General features: G+C 69.3%; 16 protein-coding genes. 9 read left to right on the top strand and 7 right to left on the bottom strand.

The annotated features are described in order from the left end of the window. Nucleotides 1–394, bottom strand: a 394-nt coding sequence (locus DLJ59_RS36880; protein WP_208648592.1) for a hypothetical protein, incomplete at its 3' end; no start/stop codon positions are given. Between the two features lie 21 nt (nucleotides 395–415). Here DLJ59_RS36880 and DLJ59_RS07905 point away from each other — a divergent pair. Both DLJ59_RS07905 and DLJ59_RS07900 read left to right on the top strand, forming a co-directional pair. Then, the gene (locus tag DLJ59_RS07905; RefSeq protein WP_208648591.1) at nucleotides 416–1,249 is read left to right on the top strand and encodes a hydrogenase large subunit; all 834 of its coding nucleotides are present in this window, start codon (nucleotides 416–418) and stop codon (nucleotides 1,247–1,249) included. A gap of 124 nt (nucleotides 1,250–1,373) precedes the next feature. After that, nucleotides 1,374–1,784, top strand: a complete 411-nt coding sequence (locus DLJ59_RS07900) for a hypothetical protein (protein WP_124771851.1) — start codon at nucleotides 1,374–1,376, stop codon at nucleotides 1,782–1,784. A 258-nt stretch (nucleotides 1,785–2,042) separates the two neighbouring features. Here the strand turns inward: DLJ59_RS07900 and DLJ59_RS07895 are convergent, their stop codons facing one another. From DLJ59_RS07895 to ppdK, 5 genes are all read right to left on the bottom strand, one after another. Continuing rightward, entirely contained in the window at nucleotides 2,043–2,516 is a 474-nt protein-coding gene (locus DLJ59_RS07895; protein ID WP_208648590.1) for a GNAT family N-acetyltransferase, read from the bottom strand. Between the two features lie 142 nt (nucleotides 2,517–2,658). Beyond that, a complete protein-coding gene (locus tag DLJ59_RS07890) occupies nucleotides 2,659–3,348 on the bottom strand; it encodes an AMP-binding protein (protein WP_279635733.1) in 690 nt (229 codons plus the stop codon). Nucleotides 3,349–3,519: 171 nt separating this feature from the next. Then, nucleotides 3,520–4,530: an alcohol dehydrogenase catalytic domain-containing protein gene (locus tag DLJ59_RS07885; protein WP_124771849.1), complete on the bottom strand. Its 1,011-nt coding sequence runs from the start codon at nucleotides 4,528–4,530 to the stop codon at nucleotides 3,520–3,522. Between the two features lie 88 nt (nucleotides 4,531–4,618). Then, complete coding sequence (locus tag DLJ59_RS07880) at nucleotides 4,619–4,924, bottom strand: hypothetical protein (RefSeq protein ID WP_124771848.1); 306 nt, start codon at nucleotides 4,922–4,924, stop codon at nucleotides 4,619–4,621. Nucleotides 4,925–4,935: 11 nt separating this feature from the next. Continuing rightward, nucleotides 4,936–7,593, bottom strand: coding sequence for a pyruvate, phosphate dikinase (gene ppdK, locus DLJ59_RS07875; RefSeq protein ID WP_124771847.1), 2,658 nt, complete (start codon nucleotides 7,591–7,593; stop codon nucleotides 4,936–4,938). A gap of 131 nt (nucleotides 7,594–7,724) precedes the next feature. On the opposite strand from ppdK, the gene DLJ59_RS07870 reads away from it, so the two are divergent. The 6 genes from DLJ59_RS07870 to DLJ59_RS07845 all read left to right on the top strand — a co-directional run bounded on the left by DLJ59_RS07870 (nucleotide 7,725) and on the right by DLJ59_RS07845 (nucleotide 13,669). Beyond that, nucleotides 7,725–8,765, top strand: coding sequence for a zinc-dependent alcohol dehydrogenase family protein (locus DLJ59_RS07870; RefSeq protein WP_124771846.1), 1,041 nt, complete (start codon nucleotides 7,725–7,727; stop codon nucleotides 8,763–8,765). A gap of 35 nt (nucleotides 8,766–8,800) precedes the next feature. Further along, nucleotides 8,801–9,391 carry an SRPBCC family protein gene (locus DLJ59_RS07865; RefSeq protein WP_244235896.1) on the top strand — a complete coding sequence of 197 codons (591 nt, stop codon included), beginning with the start codon at nucleotides 8,801–8,803 and terminating at the stop codon, nucleotides 9,389–9,391. 89 nt (nucleotides 9,392–9,480) lie between these two features. Further along, nucleotides 9,481–10,167, top strand: coding sequence for a CBS domain-containing protein (locus tag DLJ59_RS07860; RefSeq protein WP_244235894.1), 687 nt, complete (start codon nucleotides 9,481–9,483; stop codon nucleotides 10,165–10,167). An 86-nt stretch (nucleotides 10,168–10,253) separates the two neighbouring features. Next, nucleotides 10,254–10,691: a Crp/Fnr family transcriptional regulator gene (locus tag DLJ59_RS07855; protein WP_244235893.1), complete on the top strand. Its 438-nt coding sequence runs from the start codon at nucleotides 10,254–10,256 to the stop codon at nucleotides 10,689–10,691. A gap of 2 nt (nucleotides 10,692–10,693) precedes the next feature. Beyond that, on the top strand, nucleotides 10,694–11,170 hold the full coding sequence (locus DLJ59_RS07850; protein ID WP_231930193.1) for a nitroreductase/quinone reductase family protein: 477 nt from the start codon (nucleotides 10,694–10,696) through the stop codon (nucleotides 11,168–11,170). Between the two features lie 99 nt (nucleotides 11,171–11,269). Next, complete coding sequence (locus tag DLJ59_RS07845; protein WP_089020095.1) at nucleotides 11,270–13,669, top strand: phosphoketolase family protein; 2,400 nt, start codon at nucleotides 11,270–11,272, stop codon at nucleotides 13,667–13,669. A 241-nt stretch (nucleotides 13,670–13,910) separates the two neighbouring features. Here the strand turns inward: DLJ59_RS07845 and DLJ59_RS07840 are convergent, their stop codons facing one another. After that, on the bottom strand, nucleotides 13,911–14,909 hold the full coding sequence (locus tag DLJ59_RS07840) for an Acg family FMN-binding oxidoreductase (protein WP_124771843.1): 999 nt from the start codon (nucleotides 14,907–14,909) through the stop codon (nucleotides 13,911–13,913). 354 nt (nucleotides 14,910–15,263) lie between these two features. Between DLJ59_RS07840 and DLJ59_RS07835 the strand changes: the two genes are divergently transcribed. Next, nucleotides 15,264–16,286, top strand: a complete 1,023-nt coding sequence (locus DLJ59_RS07835; protein ID WP_341869571.1) for an IS1380 family transposase — start codon at nucleotides 15,264–15,266, stop codon at nucleotides 16,284–16,286. The last annotated feature ends 164 nt before the right edge of the window (nucleotides 16,287–16,450 follow it).

Genomic DNA, 16,450 nt, shown 5'->3' with positions numbered 1-16,450 from the left:
TTACTGCGCGTCTCGTGGGCTCGGAGATGTGTATAAGAGCCAGCCCCAACCCCCTCCACTGCCCCTCCGCCTGATACGACACCCCCACTGGCCCACCGGCTGGCACCCCATGCGCCACGACGCTGAACCCCGCCCACCCTTCACCGAAAGCGAACCGTTCCCGTTCGTCATCGTCCAGGGCCCCGGCGTCTACGAAATCCCCGTCGGCCCCGTCCACGCGGGCGTGATCGAACCCGGCCACTTCCGCTTCTCCGTCGTCGGCGAAACCGTCCTCAAACTCAAAGCCCGCCTCTGGTACGTCCACAAAGGAATCGAGAAACTGTTCGAAGGTCATCCCGCAAACCAGCGAGTCGGCCTCGCCGAGCGCGTCAGCGGAGACACCGCCGTCGGACACGCCCTGGCCTACAGCCTCGCCGTGGAAGACGCCCTCGACTGCCCGGTCCCACCCGAAGCGCAACGCGCCCGAGCCGCACTGCTGGAACTGGAACGCCTACACAACCACATCGCCGACATCGGCGCCATCTGCAACGACGTCGGCTACGGCATCGCCTACGCCCACGCCCAGCGCATCCGCGAACGGCTGCTGCGCCTCAACCAGCGCACCACCGGACACCGACTGCTGCGCGGCGCCATCTTCCCCGGCGGTACCTCCCTGCGCGCCGTACCAAATCCCGCCACCATCAAGGCAGTCGCCGACGACATCGCCGAGATTGTTGACAGTGCCCTGAACCACACCGTCGTGCGCGACCGGCTCACCGGCACCGCGGTCCTCGGCCTGCAGCAGGCGGCCGACATCGGCACCCTCGGCTACATCGCCCGCGCCAGCGGCCAGACCCACGACGCCCGCCGGGCCCACCCCCTTGCCAACCTGGGGGAGGTCACCGTCCCGGTCCGAACCGACGGCGACGTTCTGGCCCGCTTCCACATCCGGGCCGACGAGATTCAAGCATCCGTGGCAATCCTCGACGCCCTGCTGCCCACCCTGTCCCCAGCAACGGCCACCATCAGGCGTACCGGGCCGGTGCGCGAGCAACCGGTATCCGGGGTGGGCATCGTCGAAGGCTGGCGGGGCACCATCGTCCACCGCGTCGAACTCGACCCTGATGCCACCCTGACCCGCGTCAAAATCGTCGATCCGTCATTCTTCAACTGGCCTGCGCTGCCCGTCGCCCTCGCCGACACCATCGTCCCGGACTTCCCACTCACCAACAAAAGCTTCAACCTGTCCTACGCCGGCAACGACCTGTGACCAGATGTCGCGGCACCCGAGCACGCCCAGGGCTCTGTGCGGTCGCCGTGGCCCGGCTCGACGAGGTGATCTCTCTGATCGCCGCACCGACAGCGACTCGACCTGGGCGAGCACGGGGAACCAGATGCTCACCGAGGTCGGTATCGCCACCACCGCCACCGATCCGGGTCTGCGCTGGATCGCCATGCGTCACGCCGACGATCACGTGCACATCGTCGCCACGCTGGTTCGCGAGGACGGGCGGACCAACTGGATGCGCAACGACTACCCGCGCTGCGTCAAGGCCACCTACAACGTCGCGGGCCGCTACAACCTGCACCGCCGGGTCCCGCTGGCTGACCGCACCACCCACGCCAACCCGCCCCGTCGAGGTCAGCAAGGCCCGCCGTACCGGCCGCGTTCAGACCCCGTGAGCTACGCCGCCGGGTACGCAGGGCAGTGGCAGCAGCCGGCTCGGAGGAGGAGATCTTCGCCGGCCTACGTGAGGCAGGAGTACTGGTCCGGCTCAGGCGCAGCAGCACCGACGCCAAGATGATCCCGGGATACGCCGTTGCCCTTCCAGGCGCCCGTACTGCCAGCGGACAACCCGTGTACTCCGGCGTGGGCAGATTGGCGCCCGACCTGACTGTGCCGAAGCTGCGGCTGCGGCTGCGGCTGCGGTCAAGCGGGCCACCTCGTACGGCTCCTCGCTCTACGAGTTCGAGCTTTACGGACGGTGACCCTCCCGGCGCCGGCGGGAACGACCCGCCGGCCCCGGGAGCGGCGCGCCCCGGGCGGCCGGTGTCCCGTCAGGTCAGACGGCGGGCCGTTCGAACAGGAATTCCGTACCGTCGACCTCGTCCCACTGCTCACCGACGTGTTCGAAACCGAAGCCCGCGATGGTGGCGAGCGAGGCGGCGTTCTGCGGGCTGATGCTCGCCCGCACCGTCGACACGTCCGGCTCGCCCGCCGCGCGCCGCAGCAGCTCCCGCACCATCGCCCGAGCGTAGCCTTGACGGCGGCAGTCCGGGTCCACCCCGTAGCTGAGCTCTACCATCCCGGCGCTGTCCGGCGGTCCGTGGTAGCCGCCCACCCCGCCCACCGTCTCGTCGGGGACGGCGACCGCGGCGCAGGCCACCCAGTCGGCGGCACGCCGATCAGCGGCGATCTGGTCCAGGCGCATCTGCCACAGCCACGTGATGTCGTCGGAGACGAACCAGTCGGTGAGGGGGACGCCGGCGGCGGCGCGGGCGGCGGCCAGTTCTCCGTTCAGGAGGGCTTGCAGCACGACGGGGGGAGAGGGACGAAACGTACGGACGGTTCGGGGGTGCTGGACATCGCTGAATGATCACACACCGAACCCTCGGTCCACTGTCCTTTCGCCGTGACGGGCCGGTCAACCCCGGAGCCGGACGTCGGGCGCGGCCGGTTCAGCCGCGTCGGGCGAGCGAGCGAGTGTCGATCTTTCCGTGCGGGGTGAGCGGCATGGCATCGATAACGATGAACTGTTTGGGAACCATCTGGGCCGGAAGGCGGGCCGCCATGAGCCGCCGGAACTCCGCGTCGCCCGGCCCTTCCACACCGGCGCCGACCAGGGTCACGTAGGCCACAAGGTGCCCGGTGCCGGCGTCCATGTCGACCACGGCGTCGGCGACGAGCGGATGCTGGCGAAGGACGAACTCGACCTCACCCGGTTCGACCCGTGCCCCGTTGACCTTGATCTGCCGGTCGACCCGACCGACGAAGTGGAGGTCGCCGGCGGCGTCGCGCCGCACGAGGTCTCCGGAGCGGTACCACCGGCGGGCCTGCCCCGCAACCGTGGTGAAACGGCTCCGGGTCGCTGCCGCGTCGTTCAGGTATCCGAGGGCCAAGCAGGATCCGCCGATGAACAGCTCACCCACCCGGTCGTCGTCGACCACCTCGCCCTCGTCTCCGACGATCAGCAGCCGAGCCGAGTCGACCGGTACGCCGATCGGCACGGCGCCGGTGGCGTCCCGGCGGATGTCGGCGTACGTGGCGACGACGGTGGCCTCCGTCGGTCCGTAATGGTTGACGAAACGGTTCAGCGGGTGGCCGTCTGTCAGGCGCAGGCGGTCCCCACCGGTCAGCAGACAGCGCAGCTGCCCCTGCGACTGGCCGTACCATGGCCCCTCCTTCGTCTCTCTTCAGCCTTGCCGAGCGCGCTCCGGCCGGTTAGGGCCGGAGGTCCCGGGCGGGGGACCGTCCGGGACCTCCGGGTGCGGGCGCGATCTCGTCGGCCACTGGCGCGATTTCGTCGGCCCTGGGATTGGTCAGGGAATGAGCACGAGGCGAGCCGGTACCCGGCCGGCCACGACTTCCTCGATGGCGTCGTTGATCTCTGTAAGCGGCCGGGTCTCGGAGAAGACCTGGGTGCGTCCGGACGTGTGCAGCCGGAACACCTCGGCGAGGTCGGCGCGGGTGCCCACGATCGAGCCGATCACCTGGATGCCCTTGAGCACGGTCTGGAAGATCGGCAGCGACATCGCGTTGTCCTTCGGCAGCGACACGAGGATCAGCCGGCCGCCACGGCGCAGCGAGGCGTGCGCCTGCTCCAGCACCTTCGGGTCGGCGGCCAGCACCACGGCGACGTCCGCGCCGCCGAGGGCCTCGATCGCCGCGACCGGGTCGGTGGTGGCGGCGTTGATCACGTGGGCGGCACCGAGCTGCTTGGCCAGGGCCAGCTTCTCCTCGGTGACGCCAACGGCGATGGTCTCGCCGCCGAAGATCTGCGCGTACTGCAGCGCCAGATGGCCGAGCCCGCCGATGCCGAAGATCGCCACCCGGTCGCCCGGCGTGACCCCGCCGACCTTGACCGCCTTGTACGTGGTGACTCCGGCGCAGGTCAGCGGCGCCGCCTCGGCCGGAGCGATACCGGCGGGGACAGCCACGACGTAGCGGGCGTCCGCGATCAGATATTCGGCGTGCCCGCCGTCAATCGCGTACCCGGTGTTGCGCTGCGACTCGCACAGCGTCTCCCACCCGGTGACACAGTATTCGCAGGTGCCGCAGGCGTATCCGAGCCACGGAACGGCGACCCGGTCGCCCACCCTGTGCTCGGTGACGCCGGCACCTGTCTTCTCGACGATACCGACGCCTTCGTGGCCGGGGATGAACGGCGGGGTGGGCTTGACCGGCCAGTCGCCGCGGGCGGCGTGGATGTCGGTGTGGCACAGGCCGCTCGCCTCGATCCGGACCTGAATCTGCCCGGCGCCGGGTTCCGGGATCGGAACCTCCTTGAGTTCCAGCGGCTGGTCGAAGCCGGTGACCACGGCTGCACGCATGACGTCCTCCTTCATTCGTCTTCAGCTCGAGCCTCGTCCCGTGCAGATCAGGGCCGTAGGACCGATCGACCTCGGTACGCGGGACTTCTCAGCGCTGCTCGACAAGCCGGTGCGCGCGCAGCAGGTGCGCCCACCACGGCCGTCCGGCCGAGGCAGCGCGCAGCGGCGGCCGACCGGTGCGCTTGAGGCTGATCCAGCTGCCGGGACCCATCGTCACCGTGCCGATCGCAGGGCGCCGTCGTAGCGCCAGGCCGACCGAGACTCCGGCGGTGGCCACCGCCGCCGCGGCCAAAGCGGCAACGGCAACGGTGGTGGCATCGATGGCCGGCACGAATCGGCCGTCTATGTAGGCGCCGATCTCGCGGTCGCCGCGCCGGACCGAAGTCGTCGTCATCGCCGTGCCTCCTATCGGCTGTCCGAGCCGGTCGCTCCGGTCGCGGCGCGTCCGGCCTCGAGCCGTGCGACCGGGACACGGAACGGGGAGCAGGAGACGTAGTCCAGCCCGGCGGTGTGGAAGAACCTGACTGAGGCGGGATCGCCGCCGTGTTCGCCGCAGACGCCGACGGTCAGGTCGGGCCGGGTGGCCCGGCCGCGTTCGACCGCGATGCTGACGAGTTCGCCGACGCCGTCGCTGTCGATGGTCTCGAACGGCGACACCGCGAAGACACCGAGCTGGATGTAACGGCCGAAGAACGCGCCCTCCACGTCGTCGCGGGAGAAGCCCCACGTCATCTGGGTCAGATCGTTGGTGCCGAACGAGAAGAACTCGGCCGACACGGCGATCTGCCCTGCGGTCAGGGCAGCCCGCGGCACCTCGATCATGGTGCCGATCAGGATCGGTGGCGCACCCGGCACGTCGGCGAGGATCGCCTCGGCTTCCGCGCGTACCGTCTCAAGCTCTTGGACGGCGCCGACCAGCGGAACCATGATCTCGGGACGCGGGTCAGCGCCCGCGGTCGCACGGCTGGCCGCTGCCTCGGCGATGGCTCGGACCTGCATGGCGAACAGGCCGGGGATCACCAGGCCGAGCCGCACGCCGCGCAGGCCGAGCATCGGGTTCTGCTCGTGCATCCGCCGCACTGCAGTCAGCAGCGTGGCGTCGCGTCCCGCGTCTTCGCCGAGCGCTTCGGCCCGGGCCACGCGGGCGGTCAGTTCCTCCAGCGGCGGCAGGAACTCGTGCAATGGCGGGTCGATCAGGCGCACGGTCACCGGCAGTCCGTCCATAGCGGCGAACAGCTCTTCGAAGTCGGCGCGTTGCAGCGGCAGCAGTGCCGCGAGCGCGCCGTCCCGCTCGTCGTCATCGTCGGCCAGGATCAGCCGCTCCACGAGCTGCCGGCGCTCGCCGAGGAACATGTGCTCGGTGCGGCACAGGCCGACGCCGGTAGCGCCGAAGCGACGCGCGCGGGCGGCGTCGGCTCCGGTGTCGGCGTTGGCGTGCACGTCCAGCCGGGCCGTGTGGTCGGCGTGGATCATCAGCCGCTGCACCGCGGAGAGCAGCGGGTCGCCGTGCGCGGTGAGTTCACCCTCGAAGAAGCGCACGACCGGCGAGGGCCGCACGGCCACCGAACCCGGATAGACCTTGCCGCTGGTGCCGTCGATCGAGATGGCATCGCCGGCGTGCAGGGTTCGGCCCCCGACGGTGACGGTGTCGCCTTCGATGACCAGTTCGTCGGCGCCGCAGACGCAGGTCTTGCCCATGCCCCGGGCGACCACGGCGGCGTGTGAGGTCTTGCCGCCCCGGCTGGTCAGGATGCCTTGGGCGGCGATCATCCCGGGCAGGTCGTCGGGATTGGTCTCGCGGCGGACCAGGATGACCGGTCCCGTGGCTGCCGCCGCGGCGGCGGAGTCGAAGACGATCGCGCCGACCGAGGCACCCGGAGACGCCGGCACGCCGATGGTCAGCGGCGGGGGAGCGGCGGCGGTGTCGAAGCTCGGGAACATCAGCAGGGCGAGCTGCTCGCCGGTGACCCGCTGCAGGGCCTCGTCGAGGGTGATGGTGCCCTCGTCGACCAGCTGCGCGGCGATGACGAACGCGGCAGCAGGGGTGCGTTTGCCGACGCGGGTCTGCAGCATCCACAACTTGCCGTTCTCGATGGTGAACTCGATGTCGCACAGGTCGCGGTAGCGCTGCTCGAGCCGCTGCATGATCGACAGCAGCTGGGTGTGGCTCGCCGGATCGATGGTGGCGAGGTCGGCCAGGCCCACCGTGTTGCGGATGCCGGCGACCACGTCCTCGCCCTGGGCGTTGCGCAGGTAGTCGCCGTACACGCCGCGCCGGCCAGTGGCCGGGTCGCGGGTGAAGGCGACGACGCTGCCGGAGTCCTCGCCGCGGTTGCCGAAGACCATGGCCATCACGTTGACCGCGGTGCCGAGGTCCTGCGGGATGCGCTCCTGCCGGCGGTACAGCGTGGCGCGTTCGGCATTCCACGACCGGAAGACCGCGCCGATGGACAGGAACAGCTGCTCGTGCGATGCCTGGGGGAAGTCGCGGCCGGCGTGCTCCCGGAAGACCCTCTTGTAGGCGTACACGAGGTCCTGCAGCTGCGCGGTGCTCAACTCGGCATCGGTGCGGACACCCGCCGTCGACCGGGCTGCGGCCAGTTCCGATTCGAACTCCTCGCCGGGCACGTCGAACACGGTCTTGCCGAACATCTGGATCAAGCGCCGATAGGAGTCCCATGCGAAGCGCTCGTCGTTGCTCTGCCGGCCGAGGCCCGCGACGCTCGCGTCGTTGAGGCCGATGTCGAGGATCGTCTCCATCATCCCGGGCATCGAGAACTTGGCGCCGGACCGCACCGACAACAGCAGCGGGTCGTCCGCGTCTCCGAAGGTCTTGCTCGTGCGGGTCTGCATGAGGTGCAGGTGGCGCTCGACCTCGCCGAGCAGCCCCTCGGGCATCATGCCGGTGCGCAGGTAGTCACGGCATGCCTCGGTCGTGACGGTGAAGCCGGGCGGCACCGGCAGCCCCATCCGCGTCATCTCCGCCAGGTTGGCACCCTTGCCGCCGAGCAGGTCCTTGAGGTCCTTGTTCCCCTCGATGAAGTCGTAGACGTATCTGGTCATCGCCGGTCGCACCCCTCTCCCTTTCCTTGTTGGTAGCCCGGCCGACGGCCCCCGTTGTAGAGCCGGACGCCCCTACTCGACAGACCCCGGCCGGACGAGCGTGGAGACGAAGACCGAGAAAGGGGAACGTCATGAGAGGCCTTGTGTACGGCGGACCAGGCGTCCGATCGTGGACGGAGATCCCGGACGCCCGAATCGAAGACCCGCGCGACGCGATCATCCAAGTCGACGCGGTCACCATCTGCGGCACCGATCTGCACATCCTGGGCGGCGACGTGCCGGAGGTCACGGAGGGCACGGTGCTGGGGCATGAAGCGGTCGGCACGATAGTCGAGACCGGAAGCGGTGTCGCCGGACTGGCACCCGGTGACCGGGTGCTGGCCTCGTGCATCTCCGCCTGCGGCATCTGCCGCTACTGCCGCCAAGGAGCGTACGGCCAATGCCGCGGTGGCGGTGGCTGGATCCTCGGCCACCTTGTGAACGGGGTGCAGTCCGAGTACGCCCGCATCCCGTTCGCGGACCTGTCCACCTACAAACTGCCCGACCGGGTCGACGACGAATCCGCCGTGCTGCTGGCCGACATCCTGCCCACCTCGTACGAGGTCGGTGTGCTCAACGGCCACGTCCGGCCGGGTGACACCGTGGCCATCGTGGGTGCCGGGCCGATCGGGCTCGCCGCCGTGCTGACAGCGCGACTCTTCTCGCCCGCGCACATCGTCGTGATCGACAAAGCAGAGAGCCGTCTACAGGCAGCGAAAGTCTTCGGCGCCGACACCACCGTTCTCGTGGGCTCGGACGACGCCCTCGACACCGTGCGGGCACTGACCGGCGGCCTCGGCGCCGACGTGGCGATGGAGGCGGTCGGCACACCCCAGACGTTCGAGCTGTGCACCACGCTGGTCCGGCCCGGAGGCCGAGTCGCCAACATCGGCGTGCACGGCGCGCCGGCCACCCTGCACCTGGAAGACCTGTGGATCCGCAACGTCACCATCACCACCGGCCTGGTCAACACCTACTCCACCCCGAGACTGCTGGACATGCTGGTCGCGGGACAGCTTGATCTCGGGCACATGGTCACGCACCGCTTCGGCCTGAACGAGTTCATGGCTGCGTACGACGTGTTCGCCGACGCCGGACGCTCCGGCGCGCTGAAGGTGGTGTTGTCGCGATGAGAACCGGACTCCTCGTGATCGGTGCGGGCTTGGCCGTGGCGTTGTCGCCGTGGGCCCGTCGGCGGTATGTCACCTGGGGCGCCACGCCCGAGGAAGCGTCCGGGCCCGTGCCGGGCGATGAACTGCTGCCGGATGCCGGCCTTGTCTCCACCCGCGCGATCACCATTGACGCAGGCCCGGAGGCAGTGTGGCCGTGGCTGGTGCAAATGGGCAGCGGCCGTGGAGGTGCCTACACGTACGACTGGATCGAGAACCTCTTCGGGCTGAACATGCACAGCGCCGACGAGATCCTGCCGCAGTTCCAGCGCCTGGGCGTCGGCGACAGTCTGCCGCTGGGTACCAAGGGGCCGGCCATGCAGGTGAAGATCTGCGATCACGCGAAGACGTTGGCCTTCCGTTCCGCCGACGGCGCCTGGGTGTGGATTTTCGATCTGCGTCCCGACCAGGGCGGGACACGCCTGATCAGCCGCAACCGCATCTCCCCGCCCGGAACGAGCCGGGCCGCCCGCTTGCTGTACGACGTGATGATGGCTCCCGGCAGTCTGATCATGGAGCGCCGGATGCTCCGCGGCATCAAGGAGCGGGCTGAGCGGGTCGGTCGTTCAGCGGAGCCGGTCAGAGCCTGACCTGGTGGCACGTCTGCGTCAGGTCTTTCGGCCCTGACCGGTGGCGGGTCGGACTTCTACCGTGAGAGGTACGTAGCGAGGAGGCTGCCATGTCGGCGTGGAGAGTGGACGACGTAATGACCAAGGCGGTCGTGTCGGTGCAGCCGACGGCGACCTACCGCGAAGTGGTAGATCTGCTGATCGGCCGGCGCTTCAGTGCCGTACCGGTCGTGGACGGGTTCGAGCACGTGACCGGCGTGATCTCCGAGGCGGATCTGCTTCGTAAGATCGAGTACGCGGGTGAGGACGCGCCTCGACTGTTCGAGGGACGCCGTCGCCGGGGCGAGCGAGCCAAGGCACACGCCGCCACCGCCGCCGACCTGATGAGCAGCCCGCCGGTGGTGGCACTCAGCGGGACGCCGATCGCGGCCGCCGCCCGGGTCATGGACGTCGAGCACGTGAAGCGGTTGCCGGTCGTCGACGATCTGGGCCGGCTGATCGGCATCGTCTCCCGCGGTGATCTGCTCAAGGTCCACCTGCGGCCGGACGACGAGATCAGCGCCGACATCTGCCGCAACGTCTTCGACGTCTTGCTGCCCGACGGCTCCGAACAGGTGGACGTCGCCGTGGCCGAAGGAGTGGTGAGGCTGACCGGGCCGATCGACCGGCGCTCGACCGCCAACATGGCGATCCGCCTGACCCGGCAGGTCCCCGGCGTCGTGGACGTGATCGACAAGTTCAACGTCGCGTTCCAGGACACGGACACCACCGGCGCCAGCGTCTTCATCGTCGCCTGAACACGCGCGGGGCCTGGCCGCCACCGGGCCCCGCGCCCACCATGGGAGAGCGCCATGCCGTCGTTGAGCGTCTTCGACTGCTCGCCATGCATGACTTCGTCGCCGACCTTCCGTCGAACTGGCTGCATCGGCTCGCCGTGGCTGGGCGACCGGTGTACTTCGCTGCCGGGCGCCGGCTGTGCCGCGAAGACGCGCCTGCTGAGCAATTCTGGTTGCTCCACTCCGGCGCTGTCGCGGTCGACTTCTCCGTTCCGGGCCACGGCAACATCGTCGTCGAGCGTGTCGGTGCCGGCGCGCCGGTCGGCTGGTCGTGGATGCGGCCGCCATTCCGCTGGCGTTTCGGCGCCATCGTTGCCGAGGACATCCGCGCCCTCGAGTTCGACGCCGCGCGAGTTCGCAACCTGATCGCCGAAGACGCCGAGCCCGGACAGGAACTGACCGGCCGGATGCTGGACGTGGTGACGGACCGCCTGCAACACGCCCGGCATCGACTGATCGAGGTCTACGCCTACCCGGGAGATTGACGATGCTGCTCACAGATTCCTTGAAGCGCTGGATGTACCGTGGCGGACGCCCGCAGGGCTTGGCCCGCTTGATGAATCGCTTCTCAGCTATCCAGTTCCGGGCCGGCCTGCTCGTGCCGTCCAACTGGGCGACTCTCGAGGTGCGTGGGCGGCGTACGGGCCGAATGGTGTCCTGCCCGCTCGTGGTTGCCCGATACGAAGGCCGGGAGTATCTGGTCTCCATGCTCGGCAACGACGCCAACTGGGTCGCAAACGTGCGTGCCGCAGGCGGCGACGCTGTTCTGAGCCACGGGCGCAGGGAGAGCATCCATCTCAGCGAGGTAGCGGTGCCGGACAAACCGCCGATTCTGCGCCGCTACCTGGAGAAGGCCCCCGGAGCGCGACCGCACATCCCGGTCGATCGGCATGCCCCGCTCGAGGCATTCGAGGCGATCGCGGAGGACTACCCGGTGTTCCTCGTAACCCGTCCCGCCTCGTAGGGCCGAAGGTCCCACCGGCGCTGGCTTCCGACTACGAGCGCGACACGCCCGCGCCCTACGGTCGGACACAACGACAAAGATCCGCCGAAAGGAATCGCCGTGACCGCGGTTGTGTCCGACCTGCTGCAGACCCTGGCCGAACCCGACGAGGCCGAGCTCGCCCGCCTCGACGCGTGGTGGCGGGCCGCCAACTACTTGACCATCGGGCAGATCTACCTCAAGGCGAATCCGCTGCTGCGCCAGGCCCTTTCCGCGGAGCACATCAAGCCCCGGCTGCTCGGACACTGGGGAACCAGCCCGGGCCTGTCGCTCATCTACGCCCACGTGTCGAGGCTGATCCGGCACACCGGCCAGCAGGCCATCTACCTGGCCGGGCCCGGCCACGGCGGCCCGGCGCTGGTCGCCGCCGGCTACCTGGAGGGCACGTACTCGGAGATCTATCCGCAGATTGCCCAGGACGAGGACGGCGTGCGGAAGCTGTTCCGCCAGTTCTCCAGCCCCGGCGGCATCCCCAGCCACGTCTCGGTCACGACGCCCGGATCGATCCACGAGGGCGGCGAGCTCGGCTACGTGCTGGTCCACGCGTTCGGCGCGGTCATGGACAACCCGGACCTGCTGGCGATCGCGGTGGTCGGCGACGGTGAAGCCGAGACCGGCCCGCTCGAGGGCTCCTGGAAGGGCGTGTCGTTCATCAACCCCGCCCGCGACGGAGCTGTGCTGCCGATCCTGCACCTCAACGGCGCCAAGATCTCCGGCCCCACCGTGCTGGCCCGCAAGCACGCCGACGAGGTGCGGGAACTGCTGCGCGGTCACGGCTACGACGTCATCGAAGTTTCCGGTGAGGACCTGCCCGGCATGCACTACCGGTTCGCCGAAGCGCTCGCTACGGCCTGGGGCCGCATCCGCGCCATCCAGACCGCGGCACGCAACGGCGAATGGGACGGGACCCGGCCGGTCTGGCCACTGATCGTCCTCCGCTCGCCCAAGGGCTGGACCGGACCGGAGGAAGTCGACGGCGTGCGCGTCACCGGCACGTGGCGATCGCACCAGGTGCCGCTGTCCGGCGTGCGCGACAACCCAGAACACCTGGCGATCCTCGAGCAGTGGCTCAAGTCGTACCGCCCCGAGGAGCTCTTCGACGCGACCGGAGCGCCGACCGCTTTGATCCGCGAGCAGGCGCCCGCCGGCGATCTCCGGATGAGCGCCTCGCCGCACGCCAACGGCGGCGTCCTGACCCGCGCTCTCGACCTGCCTGACTTCCGCGACTACGCCTTCCCGGTGACGCAGCCGGCGACTGAGCATGCCGAGTCGACCCGCCGGCTCGGCGAGATGATGCGCGACATCTACGTCCGCAACCCGCAGACCTTCCGGCTGTTCTGCCCCGACGAGACCAACAGCAACCGCCTCGGTGCTATCTTCGAGGTCTCCGACCGGGCGTTCATGGAGCGTGTCGGCCCCGGCGATGTGGCGACCAGCCGCGACGGCCGGGTGATGGAGGTGCTGTCCGAGCACAACTGCCACGGCTGGCTCGAGGGCTACAACCTGACCGGCCGACACGGGATGTTCGCCACCTACGAGGCCTTCGCGATGGTGAGCGCGTCCCAGACCGTGCAGCACGGTAAGTGGCTGCAGGAGGCGAAGAACCTGCCCTGGCGGGCCAAGGTGCCCAGCCTCAACGTGCTGCTCACCTCTACGGCGTGGCGCAACGACCACAACGGCTTCTCCCATCAGGGCCCAGGCCTGATCCAGGTGGTGCTCACCCAGCGCGGCGACGTGGCTCGCGTCTACCTGCCGCCGGACGCCAACACCCTGCTGTCGGTCGCGGATCACTGCTTCCGGTCGCGGTCGTACGTCAACCTGATCGTCATCGACAAGCAGCCGCAGCTGCAGTACCTCACCATGGACGAGGCCATCGAGCACTGCACCCGCGGTGCGGGTGTCTGGGACTGGGCCGGCACCGACGACGACGGCAGCGATCCCGACATCGTGCTCGCCTGCGCCGGCGACGTGGTCACCATGGAAACCGTCGCCGCGGCGCAGATTCTCCGGGACCGGCTCCCCGGCTTCAAGGTCCGGGTCGTCAACGTCGTCGACCTGATGACGCTGCCGCGGCAGAAGGACCACTCGCACGGCATGAGCGAAACCCAGTTCACCGAACTGTTCACTGACACCGTCGACGTGGTCTTCGCCTTCCACGGCTACCCGGGCGCCATCCACCAGCTCGTGCACGGGCGGCCCGACGCCGACCGCTTCCGGGTGCGTGGCTTCATCGAGCAGGGCACGACCACCACCCCGTTCGACATGACGGTCCGCAACAAGGCGTCGCGCTACCACCTGGTGATGGACGCGATCAACAACGCCCACCGCCTGCCCCGCGGCGCCGCCGATCTGAAGGCGTGGTGCGAGGCACAGCTCAAGCGCCACGAGGCGTACGTGATCGAACACCTGGAAGACATGCCGGAGGTTCGTAACTGGTCGCTGGACACCGCAGCGAAGTAAACAGCTGGCTCCCGTCGGCGGCGGCTCCGAGCTCGGGGCCGCCGCCAGCCTGTCGGTCTCGTCCCCTCCGCGTGTCGCGTTCACCGCCGCGACGTCAGCTCGTCGTTCACGTGCAGGTGTCTTCGCAAGTGGTGGCGCATAACTCGTGGCGGGCTGGCTGTGGACCCGCGATTCCGCGGTGAGGTCGTCCGGCGCGGAGCAACTGCCGGACGATCTCGGAACCCGCCGAAAGTCGGTGCGATCAGTCTTCGATGCGGATCACGTCGGCGGGCGCACGGCGCGGTGAAGGAGGGACGGGGTCGGTCGCCTCGACGTAGCCCAGCCGAACAACCAGATAGGGCTCTCCCACCCCGGACAGCAGGCGGCCGAGCAGGCGCCGTGGCCAGGCAACCTCGACCGCTTCGCTGATGGGAGCGGTCGCCAGGCCGTCGGCGGTTGCCCGCAGGAGTAGCGCGGACATCGCCTCCCCGCCGCGGAGCAGATCGACCGGCTGATCGGTGGTGCCGAAGATGATGACGTACGCGGCGCCTTCGTCGTGATCGGCGCCGGGCAGCAAACCGGGCGAGCCGTCCGGCAGGAAGTTGCGAACCGGCACCCGCCGAAGGCTGGGCTCGACGGCGGTCGTAGGCGGCACACCGTCGGCGGTCCAGGCCGGTCGATGCGTCCAGTCGGTGAGCTCGCTGGTGTGGGCCAGGTCGAAGTGGTTGGCGTCGGCGGCCTCGTCGACCGAGATGGCCAGCTCCGGCACCCGGTCATCGGGCACGAGATGCAGATAGGCGCCCTGAGCCTCGACAAGCCGGCGCAAGCGGGTGAGGCTTCGCTCGGACACCGGGCGGTCGCCGAAGGCGCGGCGATCGGTGCGGCGCCGGCTGATGGCGGCGATCAGTTCCCCGGCGTCCGGGTCCGGCGTGGTGCGACCCGGGACACGGATCCGGGCAAGCAGGTCAGGGTGCTTCTCCTCGGGTAAGCGGTCCACCTCTGCGCACCATCCGGCCGCCGCCAATGAGACTCGAGCGTGGTGCAGTGCTCCACCGCAGCTCAGCAAGAGCAGTCGACCCTCGGCATCGGTGACGCCCAGACGGCGGCCCGGGTCGGACGACAGCTCCAGGACCTCGCCACTGAGACGCCACCTCCAAGGCTGAGTGTTGAACACCGATGGAGCACGCAGCGAGGCCCGGGCGGCAATCTCCAGGGCCGTTCGCGCCTCGGCACGGGTCACGTCTTCTCCTGGCCTGGTCATGGCAGAACCTCCGGACTCGTAGCGTTCCTTCACCGTTGCAGGCTGTGACCCAGACAGGGCAGGGCCGAAAGTCCCCACCGGTCAGCCGATGACCACATCCCGCCGATTCAGACCGGGGAGATTCACGGCGCACAGCAGTACCGGCACCCTCCAGCAGCCCGGAGCCCATCGCCGCGAAGAGTGTCCCGATCGCCGTCACCGCCGCCGTCCAAGTGAGCAGCGAAGCGCCCTAAGCCTGAATCCACCGATAGGCATCGGGTTGCGTCGGCGCGGTAGGCAAGAAGATGCCCTCTGACCTGGGAGAATGGGAGTTCTCGAAGCTTCCATCAGCCTGGTCGAGAGGGCATCTGTCAGGTGCGATTGTTGCATGGCCGCCGCGGCGTGGACGCGGTGTTTGATGATCCGAATTTGGTGTCGTGTGCCGGGTTGGTCCCGGTGATGCGCTTGGCCGAGCAGGTGGACCTTGCTGGCCTGGTCGCCCGGCGGGTACGCCCTGACCTGTCGACCGGAGCCAACGCTGGAGGTAAAGCCGCGGCGATTGTGGCCGGGATGGCTGCCGGCGCGGACAGCATCACCGATCTGGACGTGCTGCGCCATGGCGGGATGGGTGCCCTGTTCGACGGGGTGTACGCACCGTCGACACTGGGATCGTTCCTGCGGTTCTTCACCTGGGGTCACACGCTGCAGTTGGAGGCCGCCGCGCGGGACCTGCTGGCTGCCCTGGCCGCCCGGACACCGCTGTTACCCGGTGCCGGGACGCTGGCCTATGTGGATGTGGATTCGCTGTTGCGTCGCGTGTACGGGCACGCGAAGCAGGGCGCGGCGTTCGGGCACGCGAAGGTCGGCGGCTACAACGTGCGGCTTCGTGGCCTGTCACCGTTGGTCGCCGCGATCAGCACCCCGCAGGCCGCCCCGGTGGTCGCCGCCACACGGTTGCGTGGCGGTAATGCCGGTTCGGCCCGCGCCGCCGCGTCCCTGGTGAAACAGGCGATCTCCACCGCCCGCGCGTGCGGGGCGACCGGTCAGATCCTGGTACGCGCCGACTCGGCGTTCGGCTCCGGCCCGGTGGTCTCGGCCTGCCGCAAGGCAGGCGTGAACTTCTCGGTCACACTGCAGGCCAACCCGAAACTGCGGGCCGCGATCGACGACATCGGAGAATCAGCGTGGACGCCGGTGCGCTACCCCGGCGCGGTCCAGGACGACGACACCGGGCAGTGGATCTCCGACGCCGAAGTCGCCGAAACCGTCTACACCGCGTTCGAAACCAGCAGCCACAAGATCACCGCGCGGCTGGTCGTGCGCCGTGTCCGAGAGAAAACCCGGCACCAGCCGGACAGGAAGAACTATTCCCCACCTGGCGCCACCACGCGTTCCTGACCGACGCCGAACTGTCCACCGTGGAAGCCGACCTGACCCACCGAGCCCACGCCATCATCGAGCAACTATTCGCCGACCTGATCGACGGGCCCCTGGCCCACATGCCCTCGGGCCGGTTCCCGGCCAACGCCGCCTGGCTGACCCTCGCCGCGATGGCCCACAAC

The sequence above is a fragment of the Micromonospora inaquosa genome, assembly GCF_003857055.1.
Taxonomy (GTDB): domain Bacteria; phylum Actinomycetota; class Actinomycetes; order Mycobacteriales; family Micromonosporaceae; genus Micromonospora; species Micromonospora inaquosa.
This window is presented reverse-complemented; position numbering and strand designations above follow the sequence as displayed.

Bases quoted from the DNA above. Each gene is read 5' to 3' on its own strand.
- DLJ59_RS07855 (WP_244235893.1), top strand. From the start codon at position 10,254: ATGCATGACTTCGTCGCCGACCTTCCGTCGAACTGGCTGCATCGGCTC.
- DLJ59_RS07850 (WP_231930193.1), top strand. From the start codon at position 10,694: ATGCTGCTCACAGATTCCTTGAAGCGCTGGATGTACCGTGGCGGACGC.
- DLJ59_RS07840 (WP_124771843.1), bottom strand. From the start codon at position 14,909: ATGACCAGGCCAGGAGAAGACGTGACCCGTGCCGAGGCGCGAACGGCC.
- DLJ59_RS07885 (WP_124771849.1), bottom strand. From the start codon at position 4,530: ATGCGTGCAGCCGTGGTCACCGGCTTCGACCAGCCGCTGGAACTCAAG.
- DLJ59_RS07860 (WP_244235894.1), top strand. From the start codon at position 9,481: ATGTCGGCGTGGAGAGTGGACGACGTAATGACCAAGGCGGTCGTGTCG.
- DLJ59_RS07880 (WP_124771848.1), bottom strand. From the start codon at position 4,924: ATGACGACGACTTCGGTCCGGCGCGGCGACCGCGAGATCGGCGCCTAC.
- ppdK (WP_124771847.1), bottom strand. From the start codon at position 7,593: ATGACCAGATACGTCTACGACTTCATCGAGGGGAACAAGGACCTCAAG.
- DLJ59_RS07900 (WP_124771851.1), top strand. From the start codon at position 1,374: ATGCTCACCGAGGTCGGTATCGCCACCACCGCCACCGATCCGGGTCTG.
- DLJ59_RS07870 (WP_124771846.1), top strand. From the start codon at position 7,725: ATGAGAGGCCTTGTGTACGGCGGACCAGGCGTCCGATCGTGGACGGAG.